Origin of the sequence: Ferrimonas sediminicola (assembly GCF_005116715.1) — a bacterium.
Lineage (GTDB): Bacteria > Pseudomonadota > Gammaproteobacteria > Enterobacterales > Shewanellaceae > Ferrimonas > Ferrimonas sediminicola.
In genome coordinates, this window is sequence record NZ_SWCI01000002.1 from 1 (window position 1) to 15,057 (window position 15,057).

General features: G+C 57.7%; 16 protein-coding genes and 2 tRNA genes. 8 read left to right on the forward strand and 10 right to left on the reverse strand.

Features of this window, described 5'->3' with window-relative positions; all coding sequences use genetic code 11:
• Window positions 1-259 precede the first annotated feature (259 nt).
• Together FCL40_RS03375 and FCL40_RS03380 are read right to left on the reverse strand one after the other, a co-directional pair.
• A tRNA-Tyr gene (locus FCL40_RS03375) sits at window positions 260-344 on the reverse strand.
• A 279-nt stretch (window positions 345-623) separates the two neighbouring features.
• Window positions 624-708: transfer RNA gene (locus FCL40_RS03380), tRNA-Tyr, on the reverse strand.
• Window positions 709-1,064: 356 nt separating this feature from the next.
• Between FCL40_RS03380 and FCL40_RS03385 the strand changes: the two genes are divergently transcribed.
• Window positions 1,065-1,550 (forward strand): VC2046/SO_2500 family protein, encoded by a 486-nt coding sequence (locus FCL40_RS03385; protein ID WP_169306987.1) that lies wholly within the window; start codon window positions 1,065-1,067, stop codon window positions 1,548-1,550.
• A gap of 115 nt (window positions 1,551-1,665) precedes the next feature.
• Complete coding sequence (locus FCL40_RS03390; protein ID WP_136851393.1) at window positions 1,666-1,950, forward strand: DUF406 family protein; 285 nt, start codon at window positions 1,666-1,668, stop codon at window positions 1,948-1,950.
• 64 nt (window positions 1,951-2,014) lie between these two features.
• Here FCL40_RS03390 and FCL40_RS03395 read toward each other — a convergent pair whose 3' ends face one another.
• Both FCL40_RS03395 and FCL40_RS03400 read right to left on the reverse strand, forming a co-directional pair.
• A complete protein-coding gene (locus FCL40_RS03395) occupies window positions 2,015-2,473 on the reverse strand; it encodes a YchJ family protein (protein WP_136851395.1) in 459 nt (152 codons plus the stop codon).
• Window positions 2,470-3,039, reverse strand: a complete 570-nt coding sequence (locus FCL40_RS03400) for a YybH family protein (RefSeq protein ID WP_136851397.1) — start codon at window positions 3,037-3,039, stop codon at window positions 2,470-2,472. The genes FCL40_RS03395 and FCL40_RS03400 overlap by 4 nt, the downstream gene beginning before the upstream one ends.
• A 197-nt stretch (window positions 3,040-3,236) precedes the next feature.
• Here FCL40_RS03400 and smrA point away from each other — a divergent pair, with 197 nt between their 5' ends.
• The gene (smrA, locus tag FCL40_RS03405; protein WP_136851399.1) at window positions 3,237-3,818 is read left to right on the forward strand and encodes a DNA endonuclease SmrA; all 582 of its coding nucleotides are present in this window, start codon (window positions 3,237-3,239) and stop codon (window positions 3,816-3,818) included.
• Window positions 3,819-3,848: 30 nt separating this feature from the next.
• On the opposite strand, the gene minE is transcribed toward smrA, so the two are convergent.
• The 3 genes from minE to minC are packed head-to-tail and all read right to left on the reverse strand — an operon-like array spanning window position 3,849 to window position 5,593.
• The gene (gene minE, locus FCL40_RS03410; protein ID WP_136851401.1) at window positions 3,849-4,103 is read right to left on the reverse strand and encodes a cell division topological specificity factor MinE; all 255 of its coding nucleotides are present in this window, start codon (window positions 4,101-4,103) and stop codon (window positions 3,849-3,851) included.
• Entirely contained in the window at window positions 4,103-4,915 is an 813-nt protein-coding gene (gene minD, locus FCL40_RS03415) for a septum site-determining protein MinD (RefSeq protein WP_136851403.1), read from the reverse strand. Before minD ends, minE begins: the two co-directional genes overlap by 1 nt.
• A 24-nt stretch (window positions 4,916-4,939) precedes the next feature.
• A complete protein-coding gene (minC, locus tag FCL40_RS03420; RefSeq protein ID WP_136851406.1) occupies window positions 4,940-5,593 on the reverse strand; it encodes a septum site-determining protein MinC in 654 nt (217 codons plus the stop codon).
• A 125-nt stretch (window positions 5,594-5,718) separates the two neighbouring features.
• On the opposite strand from minC, the gene FCL40_RS03425 reads away from it, so the two are divergent.
• From FCL40_RS03425 to FCL40_RS03440, 4 genes are all read left to right on the forward strand, one after another.
• Window positions 5,719-6,003: a YcgL domain-containing protein gene (locus FCL40_RS03425; protein WP_136851408.1), complete on the forward strand. Its 285-nt coding sequence runs from the start codon at window positions 5,719-5,721 to the stop codon at window positions 6,001-6,003.
• A 20-nt stretch (window positions 6,004-6,023) separates the two neighbouring features.
• On the forward strand, window positions 6,024-6,992 hold the full coding sequence (locus FCL40_RS03430; protein WP_136851410.1) for a lytic murein transglycosylase: 969 nt from the start codon (window positions 6,024-6,026) through the stop codon (window positions 6,990-6,992).
• 99 nt (window positions 6,993-7,091) lie between these two features.
• Window positions 7,092-7,550, forward strand: a complete 459-nt coding sequence (locus tag FCL40_RS03435; RefSeq protein ID WP_136851412.1) for a YcgN family cysteine cluster protein — start codon at window positions 7,092-7,094, stop codon at window positions 7,548-7,550.
• A 760-nt stretch (window positions 7,551-8,310) separates the two neighbouring features.
• Complete coding sequence (locus FCL40_RS03440) at window positions 8,311-10,185, forward strand: methyl-accepting chemotaxis protein (protein ID WP_169306988.1); 1,875 nt, start codon at window positions 8,311-8,313, stop codon at window positions 10,183-10,185.
• A 47-nt stretch (window positions 10,186-10,232) separates the two neighbouring features.
• On the opposite strand, the gene dsbB is transcribed toward FCL40_RS03440, so the two are convergent.
• Both dsbB and nhaB read right to left on the reverse strand, forming a co-directional pair.
• Window positions 10,233-10,784 carry a disulfide bond formation protein DsbB gene (dsbB, locus tag FCL40_RS03445; RefSeq protein ID WP_136851416.1) on the reverse strand — a complete coding sequence of 184 codons (552 nt, stop codon included), beginning with the start codon at window positions 10,782-10,784 and terminating at the stop codon, window positions 10,233-10,235.
• An 89-nt stretch (window positions 10,785-10,873) separates the two neighbouring features.
• Window positions 10,874-12,460: a sodium/proton antiporter NhaB gene (gene nhaB / locus FCL40_RS03450; protein ID WP_136851418.1), complete on the reverse strand. Its 1,587-nt coding sequence runs from the start codon at window positions 12,458-12,460 to the stop codon at window positions 10,874-10,876.
• Window positions 12,461-12,771: 311 nt separating this feature from the next.
• Between nhaB and fadR the strand changes: the two genes are divergently transcribed.
• Entirely contained in the window at window positions 12,772-13,482 is a 711-nt protein-coding gene (gene fadR / locus FCL40_RS03455) for a fatty acid metabolism transcriptional regulator FadR (protein WP_136852216.1), read from the forward strand.
• 47 nt (window positions 13,483-13,529) lie between these two features.
• Here fadR and FCL40_RS03460 read toward each other — a convergent pair whose 3' ends face one another.
• Window positions 13,530-15,038 carry a SpoVR family protein gene (locus tag FCL40_RS03460; RefSeq protein ID WP_136851420.1) on the reverse strand — a complete coding sequence of 503 codons (1,509 nt, stop codon included), beginning with the start codon at window positions 15,036-15,038 and terminating at the stop codon, window positions 13,530-13,532.
• Window positions 15,039-15,057 lie beyond the last annotated feature (19 nt).

A 15,057-nucleotide genomic window follows, 5' to 3' on the forward strand; every position in this document is an offset into this window, starting at 1 on the left:
TGTTTAGCGTGCTTCTATCCAACACGGTGTCCGTGTGGCCTAGGGATCAGACGGCTCTGATCACCATTACCTTCTGGGGCCACTGGGCACCCCTCCACGGAATTCTCTAGATAGAGTGTTTAGCGTGATTCTATCCAACACGGTGTCCGTGTGGCCAAGGGATCAGACGAGTCTGATCACCATTACCTATTGGGCCACTCGGGAACCCCTTCACGGGGTCTGGTTGTCTGCCGCGGCCATGGGCCAGGGCGACGAATGATGGTGGAGGGGGAAGGATTCGAACCTTCGAAGGCGGAGCCGTCAGATTTACAGTCTGATCCCTTTGGCCACTCGGGAACCCCTCCACGGAATTCTCTAGATAGAGTGTTTAGCGTGCTTCTATCCAACACGGTGCCCGTGTGGCCAAGGGATCAGACGGCTCTGATCACCATTACCTTCTGGGGCCACTGGGCACCCCTCCACGGAATTCTCTAGATAGAGTGTTTAGCGTGCTTCTATCCAACACGGTGCCCGTGTGGCCAAGGGATCAGACGAGTCTGATCACCATTACCTATTGGGCCACTCGGGAACCCCTCCACGGGGTCTGGTTGTCTGCCGCGGCCATGGGCCAGGGCGACGAATGATGGTGGAGGGGGAAGGATTCGAACCTTCGAAGGCGGAGCCGTCAGATTTACAGTCTGATCCCTTTGGCCACTCGGGAACCCCTCCACGGAATTCTCTAGATAGAGTGTTTAGCGTGCTTCTATCCAACACGGTGTCCGTGTGGCCAACGGATCAGACGAGTCTGATCACCATTACCTTCTGGGGCCACAGGGCACCCCTCCACGGAATTCTCTAGATAGAGTGTTTAGCGTGCTTCCATCCAACACGGTGCCCGTGTGGCCGAGGGATCAGACGAGTCTGATCACTGCTACCTTTGGGGGGCGCTAGGAAACCCCACCACGAGTGCGGCGCTATAGTAGCAAAGCGTTCGCATGTGTAAAGCCTTTAGAGCAACTTTTTCCTAAAGTTTTATGTCGTTAGGCCGATAAAGAAACTGAACTCATGATTTTTGGATGTTTTCTATGCAGGCAGAGGCCATATTGGTCAACGAGTGGCAGCTGGGGGATTCCCTGAGCCAAGCCATTCAGACAGACAGACGCAGCGACTTTGGCTTAATGCTAGCCATGTTGTCGCAGGACGTCCGCCTGCACGCCGAATTTCAGCTCCCCAAGGTGAGTCAGCCCGAATCCGAGGACCTGCGCCGGCGCTTCTCTCTGCCGGAACCCGAGCAGACCAAGGCACACTATTGCGATGCCCAGCGCAGCTGCCGTATCGCCAACGCGTTCCACCAGTCCGGCCTGGCCCAGAGCCGACTGCAGCAGTGCCTGGATCCCGATGCACTGGTCTATGAGGGGGAGCACAGCGCCGCCATGCAGTTGGCCCTGGATAACTGCTCCCCCAGCGTCAAGTGCCCCCAGGTGCACCAGTTGGCGGCCCGCCAACCCGGTCACTGGCGTCTCGAGCAGCTGCTGGCCGCCCAGCGTCTCCAGGCCGGAGTCTTGGCCTGACCAATTAACCGAAACGGCCCAAGGGTCGGATCAATGTGATCTCGGTCAATCCGGTGCCCCTATCTTCAAGGCTATACTCTGTTTTGAATCTCCATCAGTTTTTTAGAGGTAACAGATGAGCATTACGAATAAGGGTGCTGGTTGTGACACCTGTGGTTGCTATATGGATATCGGCGCCATCATTGCAGAAGAGGACAACATTCTGACTCTGCCTGTACAGGGGTCTGATGAGCAGTCTGCAATGGGCTTTTTCGATGACTATGTTCAGAAGGCCAAGGCCCGCTTCGCTGATGTGGCTACCGAAACCAAGTGGGATGCGGAGAACCAGCAACTGACCGGTAAACTGATCTTCAGCTGCGCCGCCGAGCGCATCATCTTCGAGATGACCCTGGCCAGCTAAGCGCGCCCATGACTGAAAAAGGAGTGCCTTGGCACTCCTTTTTTACTTTCTAGCCGGCTGCCGATTACAGGCAGCACCTCTTGGCCTTCTTGCCGCTGCCGCAGGGGCAGGGATCATTGCGCCCCAGCTTGACGGCCGGTCGGATCTCGCCACGGCTGTAAAACCAGCGTCCCTCCAGGCGGCGAAACTGGGAGCGCTCCCACAGTGCCAGGATATCCTCTCCCTGGCGGTACCAGGCCCTGAACTCCACCTCACCCTGTTCGCCCTTAGGCGGCGGGGCATCGACGATCTGCAGCCCCACAAACCGGCTCTCCTCACAGCTCCGCGCCAGGACGGCTTCAGTCACATCGTCGCGGGTATCTGGGTCATGAGTATCCAGCAGGTAGGCGGCGGCGCCTTCGACAAAGGCACTGTAGCGGGAACGCATCAGCTGCTCCGGGCTGGCGGCCACGGCCTTGCCGAGCTGGAGCGGCTGACAGCAGCAGTCAAACTGACGCCCGCTGCCGCAGTGGCAATGGCTCATCGGCTTCGGCTCTCTTTATCCTGGGGATCCGCTGGGCGGTACTCCTCATAGAACAGCCCCTGTTTGCGTTCGGCATCCAGGAAGCGGTTGACCTTGGTGCGGTTGGCGGAGTCGCTGATGATGCGCCACTGATTGGTGTCGTCCCTCTGGAAGCTCATGATGAACTTGCCGACGAATTCGCTGGCGGGCTGCTCGGTGCTCCGGTCCGGGGTGTAGACCACCAGGTAGTAGCCGGCATCGGTGACGGTGCCGTCGGACACCAGCCGGTTGACCACCCGGTAGTGAACCTTGAGCTCGGCCCCGCGCTTCTTGATTTTCTTGAACCAGTGGCCAAAGCCCTTGGCAATCTGATCGCGCCCGGACAGCAGTCCCTCCTCCTTGGAGGCACTGATAACACAGGCACCGCTACTGTAGAATTGCACCAGGCGTTCGGTGTCCAGGTCATTGTAAGCCTGGCTGATGTGGCCATAGACCCGGTTAATCTCTTCGTTGATGTCGGCGGCCAGGGCAGGCAGGGCCAACACTAGGGCCAACACCAGGGTCAACATCAGGGCTAGAATGCGCACGTATCGTGCTCCACCATTAATACACACCTCTACTATCGCCGTGGCGGGCAAAATATGTAAAGGTTGAAACCATTACAAAGTTTGACACGAGGGCCTCGGCACCCGTGCGCAAATGCTGAGCGATCACGTCGGGGTGCCCTCAACGCCAAATCTGGATTGGGTATACTATCAGAGTTATCACCTTAGCGGAGGCTAATATGCAGTCAAACGAGATGGATGAATTTTTGCATGCAATGGCCGACGTTAAACCCATAGGCGGTCAGGATAAGCACTCCCTGCGTCAGCCCAAGTCCACTCCCACAGAAGCCCAATTGGCGCGACGACATGCTGCTCAGACCGATGGCAGCGGTGACCGTGATGGGGTCAGTGACCAGGGGGTGGCCCCGGTGGAGCCGGAGGACCCCATCGGTTTTGCCCGAGACGGGGTCCAGCATGGGGTGTACAAGAACCTCAGGCTGGGTAAGTACCAGGTCGACGCCAGGCTTGACCTGCATGGCCTGAGCGTGGCTCAGGCGAAACAGACTTTGTTACAGTTCATCAGGGATTGCCAGAGAGTCGAGGTGCGCACCGCCCTGGTGCTTCACGGAAAGGGGATGCACACCCGACCGTTCAAAGGGCTGCTGAAAAGTTATGTGGCCCACTGGCTGCCGCAGATGCCCGAAGTGCTCGCCTATCATTCGGCCCTCAAGCAGCATGGCGGCAATGGTGCCGTCTACCTGCTGCTCAAGAAGGGAGAGCGTCAGAAGTCGGAAAACCGGGAGCGGCACCAGAAGCGGTGAGGGAGGCCAGCTGGGGTTGCCCTCCTCGGCCTAACGATCTGGCAGAGTGATGTTCAGCTCCAGTACCGACAGATCGGGATCGCGGTTATCCAACTGGACACGGACTGTGTCCGGGCTGACGGACACGTAGTTGGCCAGGACGGCGAGGATATCCCGCTCCAGGGCGGGCAGGTAGTCCGGTCCCTCGCGTCTGGCCCGCTCGTGGGCCACGACGATCTGTAGGCGCTCCTTGGCGGTTTGGGCGCTGTTGCTGCTCTGTTTGCGAAAATAGTCCAGGAACGACATCACTTCCCTCCGAACAGTCGGCGCAACAGTCCCGGCTTCTCAGCGCTGATGAAGCGCATGGGACGCGCGTCCCCCAGGAGCCGGGCGACGGTGTCCTGATAGGCTTGGCCGGCGTCGCTGGCGTCGTCCAGGATCACCGGGGTCCCGGAGTTGGAGGCTTTCAGCACCGCCTGGGATTCGGGAATGACCCCCAGCAGGGGGATAGCCAGAATATCTTCTACGTCGGCCACGCTCAGCATCTCTCCCGACTCTACCCGGACAGGGTTATAGCGGTTGAGCAGCAGGTGCTCGCGAATGGGCTCCTGTCCCAGTTCGGCTCGGCGGGATCGGCTCTGCAGCATGCCGATGATCCTGTCTGAGTCCTGTACCGATGAGACCTCGGGGTTGGTGGTGATGATCGCCTCGTCGGCAAAATAGAGCGCCATCATGGCACCGTTCTCGATGCCCGCCGGGCTGTCACAAAGGATGTAATCAAACTCCTGCTTCAGCCTTTCTAGCACCTGCTCCACCCCCTCCCGGGTAAGTGCGTCCTTGTTGCGGGTTTGCGAGGCGGGCAGAACGAACAGCCGGTCGCATCGCTTGTCTTTGATCAGCGCCTGGTTGAGGTTGGCCTCGCCCTGGGTGACGTTGATGAAGTCGTACACCACCCTGCGTTCGCAACCCATCACCAGGTCCAGGTTACGCAAGCCGATGTCGAAATCGATGATGACGGTTTTGTGGCCTGACATTGCCAGGCCCATGCCGATGGCGGCGGAGCTGGTGGTTTTGCCCACGCCCCCTTTGCCAGAGGTGACTACGATGACCTTCGCCATGTGTTGAGATCCTACTTGGTGTGATTAGAGTGAAACGGGACTGAGGGCGAGCTGGCCCTGAGCCAATCTGGCCAGGGCCGCTTTCTGCCAGTATTCACGGGTGATCTGCTCGCTGAGCCAGAAGTGACCGGCGATGGAGAGCAGTTCCGCCTGTTGATTCAGACAGAGAATCGAAGCGTCCGACTGACCATTGGCGCCGGCGATGGCCTTGCCCCTCAGGGTGCCCAGAACCTGGATGCTGCCATCGGCGATCACCTCGGCACCGGCGCTGACGGAACCGATGATGACCAGATCCCCACCTTCGGCATAGAGCTGCTGTCCCGAACGAATGGAACGTTGCTCCACCCGGGTGGCCTTGGCGCCGCTGCTCCTGCTGCGCGAGCCGGTCAACAGCGGCACACCCGCCTCCCTGGCCTGGAGCTTATGGCCGGCATCAGCCTGGCGTATCCCTAGGGGGTTGAGCCTGGCCCTGCGGACCAGAGACAGCAGCGGGGCCAGCGCCACCCCGGCACCGACCGCCTCCAGATCCAAAACGCAGCTCATGCCATCAAACAGCGAGGGTGCCTGGTTCAGTTGCTGTTGCAGTTGGGCGTCGATCTCCTGCAGGTGGGAACCGGACAGTTTTAGAACGGGTAGGGTAAAACTTGAACTGGTGAATTCGATGCCGTGTTGCTGCATCTTGAAACTTCTCTTAAGGACAGGCCCGGGGGGCCCGGCGAACGCTATTTTTTGGTGGCGGCCATGGTATAGTGGAGGTCACCTTTTCGCAAGCAACCCGGTGGGCGTATTGCCCTGGAAAACAGATGATTTGCGCGATCTATAAAAGTACAAAGAAAGCCGAAACCTACCTCTTCATAAACAAGCGGGATGACTTTTCCCAGGTGCCTCAACCGCTGATGGACACCTTCGGCCGACCTCAGTTTGTGATGATTCTGCCTCTGGCCAAGGTGGGTAAACTGGCTCAGGCCGACATCGACAAGGTCAGGGAGGGCCTGAATCAGCAGGGGTTCTACCTGCAGTTGCCGCCTCCACAGGAGGATCTCCTGAAGACCCACAAGGAGTGGATCAAGTCACAGCAGCAAGAGTGAAGCCAGGTTAGGGAGCGACAATGACACACAAATGGCTAGCAATACTAGGATTGGCGGTGGTTCTGCCGCTGCAGGCTGCCGACAAGGTGAATTTCGAGCAGTACGTAGCCCAGCTTAAGCAGGAAGCGGTGGCGCGTAACTTCAGCCAGGCAACCGTCGACGCCGCGTTCGCCGGCATCAAGTTGCACAAGCGAGCCATCAAGGCGGATCGCAATCAGCCCGAGTTTAAGAAGACCCTGGATACCTATCTGCCACAGGCCGTACCGGACTGGAAGGTCGCCAAGGCGCGCAAGTTGATGGAGCAGCATCGTGAGTTGCTGAAGAGGGTGGGGCGGGCCTACGGGGTCCAGCCCAGGTTTATCGTGGCGCTGTGGGGCGTCGAAACCAACTTTGGCAGCTACACCGGTAACTTTTCGGTTGTTGGTGCCACCGCTTCGCTGGCTTACGAAGGGCGCAGGGAGGCCTTTTTTAAGGACCAGCTGTTTGCCGCGCTGACCATTCTGGAGCAGGGACACATCAGTGCCGAGCAGATGAAGGGTTCCTGGGCCGGAGCCATGGGGCAGTGCCAGTTTATGCCGACCTCCTTCCTGGCTTATGCGGAAGACTTCGATGGGGACGGCAAGAAGGATATCTGGACCAACAAGGCCGATGTATTTGCGTCTGCCGCCAACTATCTGAAGCAGGTAGGGTGGCGGGATGACTTGACCTGGGCCCGCCAGGTGACCCTGACCCAGCCGGTGGCCAAGGAGTTAACTGGTCTCAACGTCAAGAGGACCTTGTCCCAGTGGCAACAGATGGGGGTTCGCCGCTATGACGGTTCCGATCTGCCGACCCGGGATGTTGAAGCGTCCCTGGTTCAGCCTGACGATGCCCAGGGGAGAAGCTATCTGGCTTACGCCAACTACGATGCCTTGATGCGCTGGAACCGCAGTCACTACTTTGTGGCGGCGGTGGGTCATCTCGCCGATCGCATCAAGTTCTCCCAGTAGACGGCAGGGGGGACGCGCTCAGGCTAGTGAAATATTCTGTCATGGCCGTTATAATGCCGCCCCCGACGGGAGAGGTGACGAAGTAGCAGAGGTAGAACGGTGAGCGTAGAGCAACCTTTTTGGCATAAGCCCTTAACCCAGATGACCGAACAGGAGTGGGAAGCGCTCTGTGACGGCTGTGGCAAGTGCTGCCTGAACAAGCTGATAGATGATGATACTGAAGAGGTGTACTTCACCAATGTCGCCTGTCAGCTGCTTAACGACAAAACCTGCGAGTGCAGCCGCTATGACACTCGTTTCAACTATGTTCCCGACTGCTATAAGGTCACGCCGGATAACGTCGGTACCATCGCCTGGCTGCCCACCAGCTGTGCTTATCGCCGCCTCCACGAGGGACGGGGCCTGCCAAGTTGGCACCACCTAGTCGCCGGCAATAAGTCTCAGATGCATAAGCAGGGGATGTCGGTACGTCGTAAGGTGCTCAGTGAGCTGGAGGTCGGTCCGGATCCAGACCTTTTCGGGTTCATCGTGCTTTGGCCTCTCGACGATCTGGACTGACGCGGGTCACTTCCATCAATGAAAAAGGCGTGCTTGGCACGCCTTTTTTGTTTGTATTCAATTCATGGCGGGCCGATACCGCGGCCCCATCCGAAATGGGACTCTGTCTCTCTACCGGTCTGTCGGCGAATTAATGCATATTGACTAATTTGATTGGTGATAGAAAAATTATTGGCTGATCAATTAAATTGATCTAAGAATGCCATGATTATCTATTTAATCGATCGGCGTTTTCCTCCTTATAGGCTACCTTACAGAGAAATAAAATTCACTAAAGGGTCTGTTGCGAGAAAAGAAAATGTGTGGCAGGGCGCACGTCATGGTTACGACGATCTAAATTACCTCCTTAACCAAGTTCAATAACTGGAGAAAATTCTGTCCACATGCATTTGGGAGTGTGATATTACTGTGCCTCCCGTTGGTCCCATGAGTTATCTTTCTGCATGTGACTGAATTATATAGGTTAGCAGATTCTTGGGCGACGGGGGGACTGACGGCGCAGCGGTGTGATGCCCAGGCAATAGCCCCGGCGGCCCTGCGCTGGTCATCCTCGATACAATATCCAAATGCTCTTAACTATCTTAAGAGCAGAGTTCAGCGCGTCTGACCGGCAGAGAGTAATTACTATTGGGCTTTATTGGCGCTTTTTGAAAAATCAAAGAAAGCGTGCGATTAGTCAGTTGGGGTCTGGGCTAAAATAATCCAACCGGATGGGTCTATGAAAGGAATGAGTTTTAAAGCCAGTTTAATGGCTATGTCTATGGGATTACTGGTGTTGGCCTTGGTGGCCACCAGTGCAATATCTGCCAGGAATATGAGCCACGCCGTCAGTGAGGAGGTGAAGTTCTCCATGGAGCAGGCGGTGCGCCATGAGAGCCAGGTGATCAGTGAGCTGGTTGAGCGCGGCCACCGGGCGGTCGATGGGCTGGTGGATCTCTTTGCTCAGCATCCCGACTGGGGAGAGCGGGAGTACCTGTCGGCTCTGCGCGAGGCCGAACTGGTGACCGGCTTGCCGGGGCTGATGCTGGGACAGCAGAGCGGCGAGGCCTACGCCTCCCGGCCATTCAAAGGTTGGCGTGGCGGGGTGCTTGACCCTGGCCAGGATGTTACCGAACGCCGCTGGTACCAAGTGGGGCGTGCCGGTAATGACACCCAGGTAACCGATGTCTATTTTGTCCCCGGTGACACTACCCCCTATCTCTCCATTGTGAAACCCAGCAGCACTGGCGTGGTGGCGGGCAGCCTGGCGATGAGTGAACTTGCCAGGGTGCTCGGCGAGGTGGAACTGGTTCCCGGTACCATCGCCATCCTGGCGGAGCAGAGCGGCAACATCATCGCCACCACCTCTCAGTTTGCGCCGGTGCAGACGCCGCTCTCTGCGGTGCCCGGCCTGGGCAGACAGGCAGCCAGCGTGTTGGCGAATGAGCGGCTCTACTCCGAATACGTGCTCAACGGCATTGATAAGCTGGTGATCTCCAACCGCATCGCCCTGCCTGGCGGCAAAGCGTGGTACTTCCTGATCGCGGTGGAGAAGGACACGGCGTACGCGGCGGTGTCCGAGGCGAACCGGACCGTACTGCTCACCGGCTTGATCAGTGTCCTGGTATCGGCACTGGCACTGGTGGTGGTGTTGCATTATCTGTATCGCCCCATCGTTGCCTTGAGGGAACGGGTGCAGGACCTGGCGGAAGGCGAGGGCGACCTGACCCAGAGACTGGAGGTGCACTCCAGAGACGATCTGGGTCAGATCGCGTCGGGAATCAATACCGTGGTGGCGTCACTGCAGACAATGATGCTGGAGGTGCGCCAGGTGACCGGGGAGTTGGCCCATGGGGTGGAGGTGCTGAAGACCCAGGCGGAGGAGAACGAGGCGATTCTCGCCAGCCATATGTCGGAGACCGACCAGGTGGCCACGGCCATGGAGGAGCTGAACGCCACCGCCGAGACCGTAGCCTCCAGTGCCGCCGAAGCGGCTCAGTACACCCGCGAGGCGAATCAGACCGGAGAGGAGTCCAAGGTGATCGTCGCCCAGGCCCAAAGCTCGGTATCGGCCCTGGTCGGTGAGGTGGAGTCGACCTCCGGCAACATTCAGAGCATGAGTGATGAGACCCAGAGCATCAACTCCATCCTCAAGGTGATCGGGGAGATTGCCGATCAGACCAACCTGTTGGCTCTGAATGCCGCCATCGAGGCGGCCCGTGCCGGTGCCCAGGGGCGTGGGTTTGCCGTGGTGGCCGAGGAGGTGCGGGCCCTGGCCGGGCGTACCCAGCAGAGCACCGCCGAGATCGAGCAGGCACTCGAGGTGTTGTTGCAGGGCTCCAGCCGGGTGGTCAGTGCCATGGCCGGCACCAGGAGGACCTGTGAGGAAACCGCCACTGGCGCCCAGCAGCTCTCTGGCAGCCTGGAGACCATGACCAGTTTTGTGGTGGACATCAATGATCTCAGCGCCCAGATCGCCACCGCAGCCGAGGAGCAGAGCGGTGTGGCCCAGGAGATCAGCCGCAACATGACCGCCATCCGGGAGATGGTGTTAAAACTGTCTGAGAGTGGCAATCAGACCTTGGATGAGGCCAACAGCTTGGCGGCGGTCAATACCCAGTTGCTGGGGATTGTGGGTCGGTTCAAGCTGGATTGAGTCCTACCTAAACAGGGAGGGCTGCCCCGGGGCAGCCCTTTTTCGTGTCAGTGGCAGCTGCCGCCGCAGCACTCGCCGCCGCTCCTCTTCTCCGTCAGGGTGGTTAACCAGAACAGCAGGCAAAGCAGCAGGTGGGCGACAAACAGTCCGATCAGCCACTGAGCCATGGACAGCCCCAGAAAGGACCAGGGAGAGTCGCTGCAGTCACCCGTGGGCATGAATACACTGGGTAGCCATTCATGCAGGGGCGCCCAGGCGGGAAAGTTGGGGATGGCGTCGCAGGTGGAGCCGAACAGTGTCGGTGGCGCAGTCTGCTTGGCGTGCAGGCTCAGGTTCAATGACAGTGCCCAGGCCGAGGCCCCGGCCCAACCCAGAAAGCCGAAGGTCCGCAGCGGCTTGTAACCCGGCCGTATGGCAGTGATCAGGGCGACGGCCAACAAGGAGAATACCGCCAGGCGCACGTAGATGCAGTAGACGCAGGGTTTGAGATCCATGCCGTACTGAAATACCAGGGCGATCAATTCAAGCAGCAGGGCACTGGCCGCAAGCAGCAGCCAGCTGCGTCGTTCACAGGTGAATTGACGGGCTTGGTTCAGCATGGTGACTCCTGAAAAACAATAAAAAAACGCCCTCAAATTGTGAGGGCGTTTTTGTCAGAAGGCAACATGCAGATTTAAATCATTCGCATTTAGTGGCCTGTAATCGCGTTGGCGGCGGCTTCGGCGACAGTATGATGCCCAATCCAGTGCATATCGTAGAAGTACTGGGTCAGGCTATCCAACAGGCCAAACTCGATGGTAGCCAAGCCCACCAGCGACAGGACGATGGTGTAGGGCAGTGCCAGAATCACCATTCTGCCATAGGAGAGCCGAATCAGCGGGGCCAGTGCCGAGGTCAGCAGGAACAGGAAGGCTGCCTGACCATTGGGGGTGGCGACGGAGGGCAGGTTGGTCCCTGTGTTGATCGCTACCGCCAGTACGTCGAACTGGTCACGGGTGATCTTGCCCTCCAGCAGGGCGGCCTTCACCTCGTTGATGTACACGGTTCCCACAAAGACGTTGTCGGATACCATGGACAGCAGGCCGTTGGCGATGAAGAACATGACCGCCTGGGTATTGCCGGAGTAGGAGAGTACCCAGGTGATTACCGGGGCAAACAGCCCCTGCTCAATGATGACGCCCACGATGGAGAAGAAAACGGCCAACAGCGCGGTGAAGGGCAGAGCCTCTTCAAACGCCTTACCCAGGGAGTGCTCATCGATGATGCCGTTGAAGGAGGTGGTCAGGATGATCACCGACAGACCGATGAGTCCTACCGCCGCCAGGTGCAGGGCCAAACCTGCTACCAGCCAGACGCCCACCAGGCCCTGAACGATCAGCATGGCGCGATCCTTGTTGGTGCGGCGCTTGTCCTCATAATCGGCGTAGTCGACCAGAATCTTGCGTACAGACTCGGGCAGCTGTTGACCGTAACCGACGATCTTCAACTTCTCAACCATTACACAGGTCAGCAGACCGGCGGCCAGCACCGGTATGGTTACTGGAGACATGCGTACGAAGAACTCGGCAAAGTTCCAGTTGGCCTGGGCGGCGATGATCAGGTTCTGCGGTTCACCCACCATGGTGCATACCCCACCGAGGGCGGTACCGACACCGGCGTGCATCATCAGGTTGCGCAGAAAGCCACGGAACTGCTCCAGGTCGTCCTTACACAGGTCATCCTGTTCATCGTTGCTGTGGTCGTGATCCTGGGTGAAGTCCTTACCGGACGCCACCTTATGGTAGATGCTATAGAAGCCAATGGCCACGGCGATGATTACCGCGATGACGGTCAGGGCATCCAGGAAGGCCGACAGGAAAGCGGAGAAGAAGCAGAAAGCCAAAGACAACAGGGTCTTGGATCGGACCTTGGTCACCAGCTTGGTGAAGATAAACAGCAGCAGCTGCTTCATGAAGAAGATACCCGCCACCATAAAGATCAGCAGCAGAATCACTTCCAGGTTGGCTTCCAACTCGTGGAGCACGGTCGCCGGAGAGGTCATGCCGATGGCCACTGCCTCGATGGCCAGCAGGCCGCCGGGCTGAAGCGGGTAGCACTTCAGGGCCATGGCCAGGGTAAAGATGAACTCGATCACCAGCAGCCAGCCGGCGATAAAGGGGTCAATTGCAAAGATAATCGGGTTGATTACCAGAAAGGCGATGATTGCCAGTTTGTACCACTTGGGCGCCTGGCCCAAGAAGTTGTGAAAAAAGGCTTGGCGTAAACTCAGTGCCATAGCTCCCTTCCTTACTTAATTTATCGATTTTATTGTGGTGTTGCAGACAGATGGCCGATCATACTCGGATTTGTTGTTAACGTTAACTGACACTGAATATCAAAAATTCTTATTGGTTTTTGATAATGCTAAGGTTCGACCACTTTTTTACAGTTAATCTGGCTGAGAATCCACCGTTTAGCATGTTAAAGTTGTGAACGAACTCAATTTGGTTGAATATTTGGGGCTCGGATCGCATTTTTGGATTTGTGCTTTATTTGCTAAGATAATCCAATTACATCTTGTTCAAGAGTCGTAAGGCCCCCGTGACTATGATAATAAAAGCGCAGAGTCCAGCAGGATTTGCCGAAGAATATATCGTAAAATCTATATGGAACAACAAGTTCGCTCCTGGAACCATCCTGCCGGCGGAACGCGAGCTGTCCGAGCTGATCGGGGTCACCCGAACCACTCTGAGGGAAGTGTTGCAGCGCCTGGCCCGCGATGGCTGGTTGACCATCCAGCATGGTAAGCCCACCCGGGTAAACAACTTCTGGGAGACCTCCGGGCTGAACATCCTGGAGACCATCGCCCGCCTGGATCAGGATGGTGTGCCCGAACTGATGGATCAGCTGCTGTCCGCCCGTACCAACATCAGTGCCATCTACATCCGATCTGCAGTGCGCTATAACCCGGTGCGTGCCCAGGAGGTGTTGTCCCAGTGGAGCGATGTCGACGACGAGCCCGGTGCGTTCTCCGATTATGACTATAACCTCAACCACTCCCTGGCTATGGCATCAGACAATCCCATCTACGCCCTGATCCTGAACGGGTTCAAGGGCCTCTACAGCCGGGTTGGCCGTTACTATTTCAGCCAGGAGGCGGCACGTGAACTGGCTCGTAACTACTACCGAGACCTGCTGAAGTGCGCCGAAGAGGGGGATGCCGATCAGGTGCCGAACCTGGTGCGTAAGTATGGTATCGAGTCCGGTAAGCTGTGGATGAAGATCCGCTCCGATATGCCCAAGGACATTGCCGAGTAGGCGTCAGCCTCCGTCAAAAAAGCCCGCGTATGCGGGCTTTTTGTTGGCTACTCTTCCGTCTTGGTGAGGCTGCGGCCAATGATCTCGGTATGACCGTTCTCCTTCTCCTCCTCCAGGTAGACGTCAAAACCCCACAGGCGGTGGAGGTGCTTCATCACCTCCTCTTTGCTGTCGGCCAGCGGGATGCGGTTCTGGGGTTGATACCTCAGCACCAGTGATCGATCGCCACGCACCTTGACGTTCCACACCTGAATATTAGGCTCCAGGTTGGAGAGGTTGTACTGGGCTGAGAGGTTCTGCCTCAGTTCCCGGTAGCCCTCGTCGTTGTGGATCGCCCCTACCTCCAGATAGCTCTTGCGATCGTCATCCTGGACAGTAAAGAACTTAAACTGGCGCATCACCTTGGGAGAGAGGTATTGGGAGATGAAACTTTCATCTTTGAAATTATTCATGGCAAAGTGCAGGGTGTCCAACCAGTTGGAACCGGCGATCTCGGGGAACCAGCGCTTGTCCTCCTCGTCGGGGTCTTCACAGATGCGGCGGATATCCTGGAACATGGCAAAGCCCAGGGCATAGGGGTTGATGCCACTGTAGTAGGGGCTGTTGTAGTCAGGCTGCATCACCACGTTGGTGTGACTGTGGAGGAACTCCATGATGAACCGGTCGGTGACCAGGCCCTCATCATACAGGTGGTTCATGATGGTGTAGTGCCAGAAGGTGGCCCAGCCCTCGTTCATTACCTGGGTTTGCTTCTGGGGATAGAAGTACTGGGCTATCTTGCGAACGATGCGCACCACCTCCCGCTGCCAGGGCTCCAGTAACGGCGCATTCTTCTCAATGAAGTAGAGCAGATTCTCCTGGGGTTCGGTCGGGAAGCGGGGTGTCTGCTTGTCCTCCTCCTCCGCCGGGGAGGCCGGCAGGGTGCGCCACAGATCGTTGACCTGGGATTGCAGGTAGGCCTCGCGCTCCTTAACCCGCATCTTCTCCTCTCTCAGGGAGATCTCCGCCGGGCGCTTATATCTGTCCACGCCGAGATTCATCAGGGCATGGCAGGAGTCCAGCAGATCCTCGACCGCATCAATGCCGTGGCTCTGTTCACACTCGGCGATGAAGTTCTTGGCGAACACCAGGTAGTCGATGATGGAGTCGGCGTCGGTCCAGGTCTGGAACAGGTAGTTGCCCTTGAAGAAACTGTTGTGACCGTAACAGGCGTGAGCCATCACCAGCGCCTGCATGGTGATGGTATTCTCCTCCATTAGGTAGGCGATGCAGGGGTTGGAGTTGATCACGATCTCGTAGGCCAGTCCCATTTGACCGCGCTTATAGTGTCGTTCAGTTTCAATGAACTTCTTGCCGAAGGTCCAGTGGGAGTAGCCGATGGGCATGCCGACGCTGGCGTAGGCATCCATCATCTGCTCTGCGGAGATCACCTCGATCTGGTTGGGATAGGTGTCCAGCCGGTACAGCCTGGCCACCCGCTCGATCTCCGTGTGATACTGATCGAGCAGCTCAAAGGTCCAGTCCGGTCCGTCTGACAGGGTTCGTTTCTTGGTCATCGGCGTACCCCCAAAGAAA

Coding starts and splice junctions, on each gene's coding strand:
- FCL40_RS03385 (WP_169306987.1), top strand. CDS start 1,065: ATGCAGGCAGAGGCCATATTGGTCAACGAGTGGCAGCTGGGGGATTCC.
- FCL40_RS03390 (WP_136851393.1), top strand. CDS start 1,666: ATGAGCATTACGAATAAGGGTGCTGGTTGTGACACCTGTGGTTGCTAT.
- FCL40_RS03395 (WP_136851395.1), bottom strand. CDS start 2,473: ATGAGCCATTGCCACTGCGGCAGCGGGCGTCAGTTTGACTGCTGCTGT.
- smrA (WP_136851399.1), top strand. CDS start 3,237: ATGCAGTCAAACGAGATGGATGAATTTTTGCATGCAATGGCCGACGTT.
- minE (WP_136851401.1), bottom strand. CDS start 4,103: ATGTCGTTCCTGGACTATTTTCGCAAACAGAGCAGCAACAGCGCCCAA.
- minD (WP_136851403.1), bottom strand. CDS start 4,915: ATGGCGAAGGTCATCGTAGTCACCTCTGGCAAAGGGGGCGTGGGCAAA.
- minC (WP_136851406.1), bottom strand. CDS start 5,593: ATGCAGCAACACGGCATCGAATTCACCAGTTCAAGTTTTACCCTACCC.
- FCL40_RS03425 (WP_136851408.1), top strand. CDS start 5,719: ATGATTTGCGCGATCTATAAAAGTACAAAGAAAGCCGAAACCTACCTC.
- FCL40_RS03430 (WP_136851410.1), top strand. CDS start 6,024: ATGACACACAAATGGCTAGCAATACTAGGATTGGCGGTGGTTCTGCCG.
- FCL40_RS03440 (WP_169306988.1), top strand. CDS start 8,311: ATGGGATTACTGGTGTTGGCCTTGGTGGCCACCAGTGCAATATCTGCC.
- dsbB (WP_136851416.1), bottom strand. CDS start 10,784: ATGCTGAACCAAGCCCGTCAATTCACCTGTGAACGACGCAGCTGGCTG.
- nhaB (WP_136851418.1), bottom strand. CDS start 12,460: ATGGCACTGAGTTTACGCCAAGCCTTTTTTCACAACTTCTTGGGCCAG.
- fadR (WP_136852216.1), top strand. CDS start 12,772: ATGATAATAAAAGCGCAGAGTCCAGCAGGATTTGCCGAAGAATATATC.
- FCL40_RS03460 (WP_136851420.1), bottom strand. CDS start 15,038: ATGACCAAGAAACGAACCCTGTCAGACGGACCGGACTGGACCTTTGAG.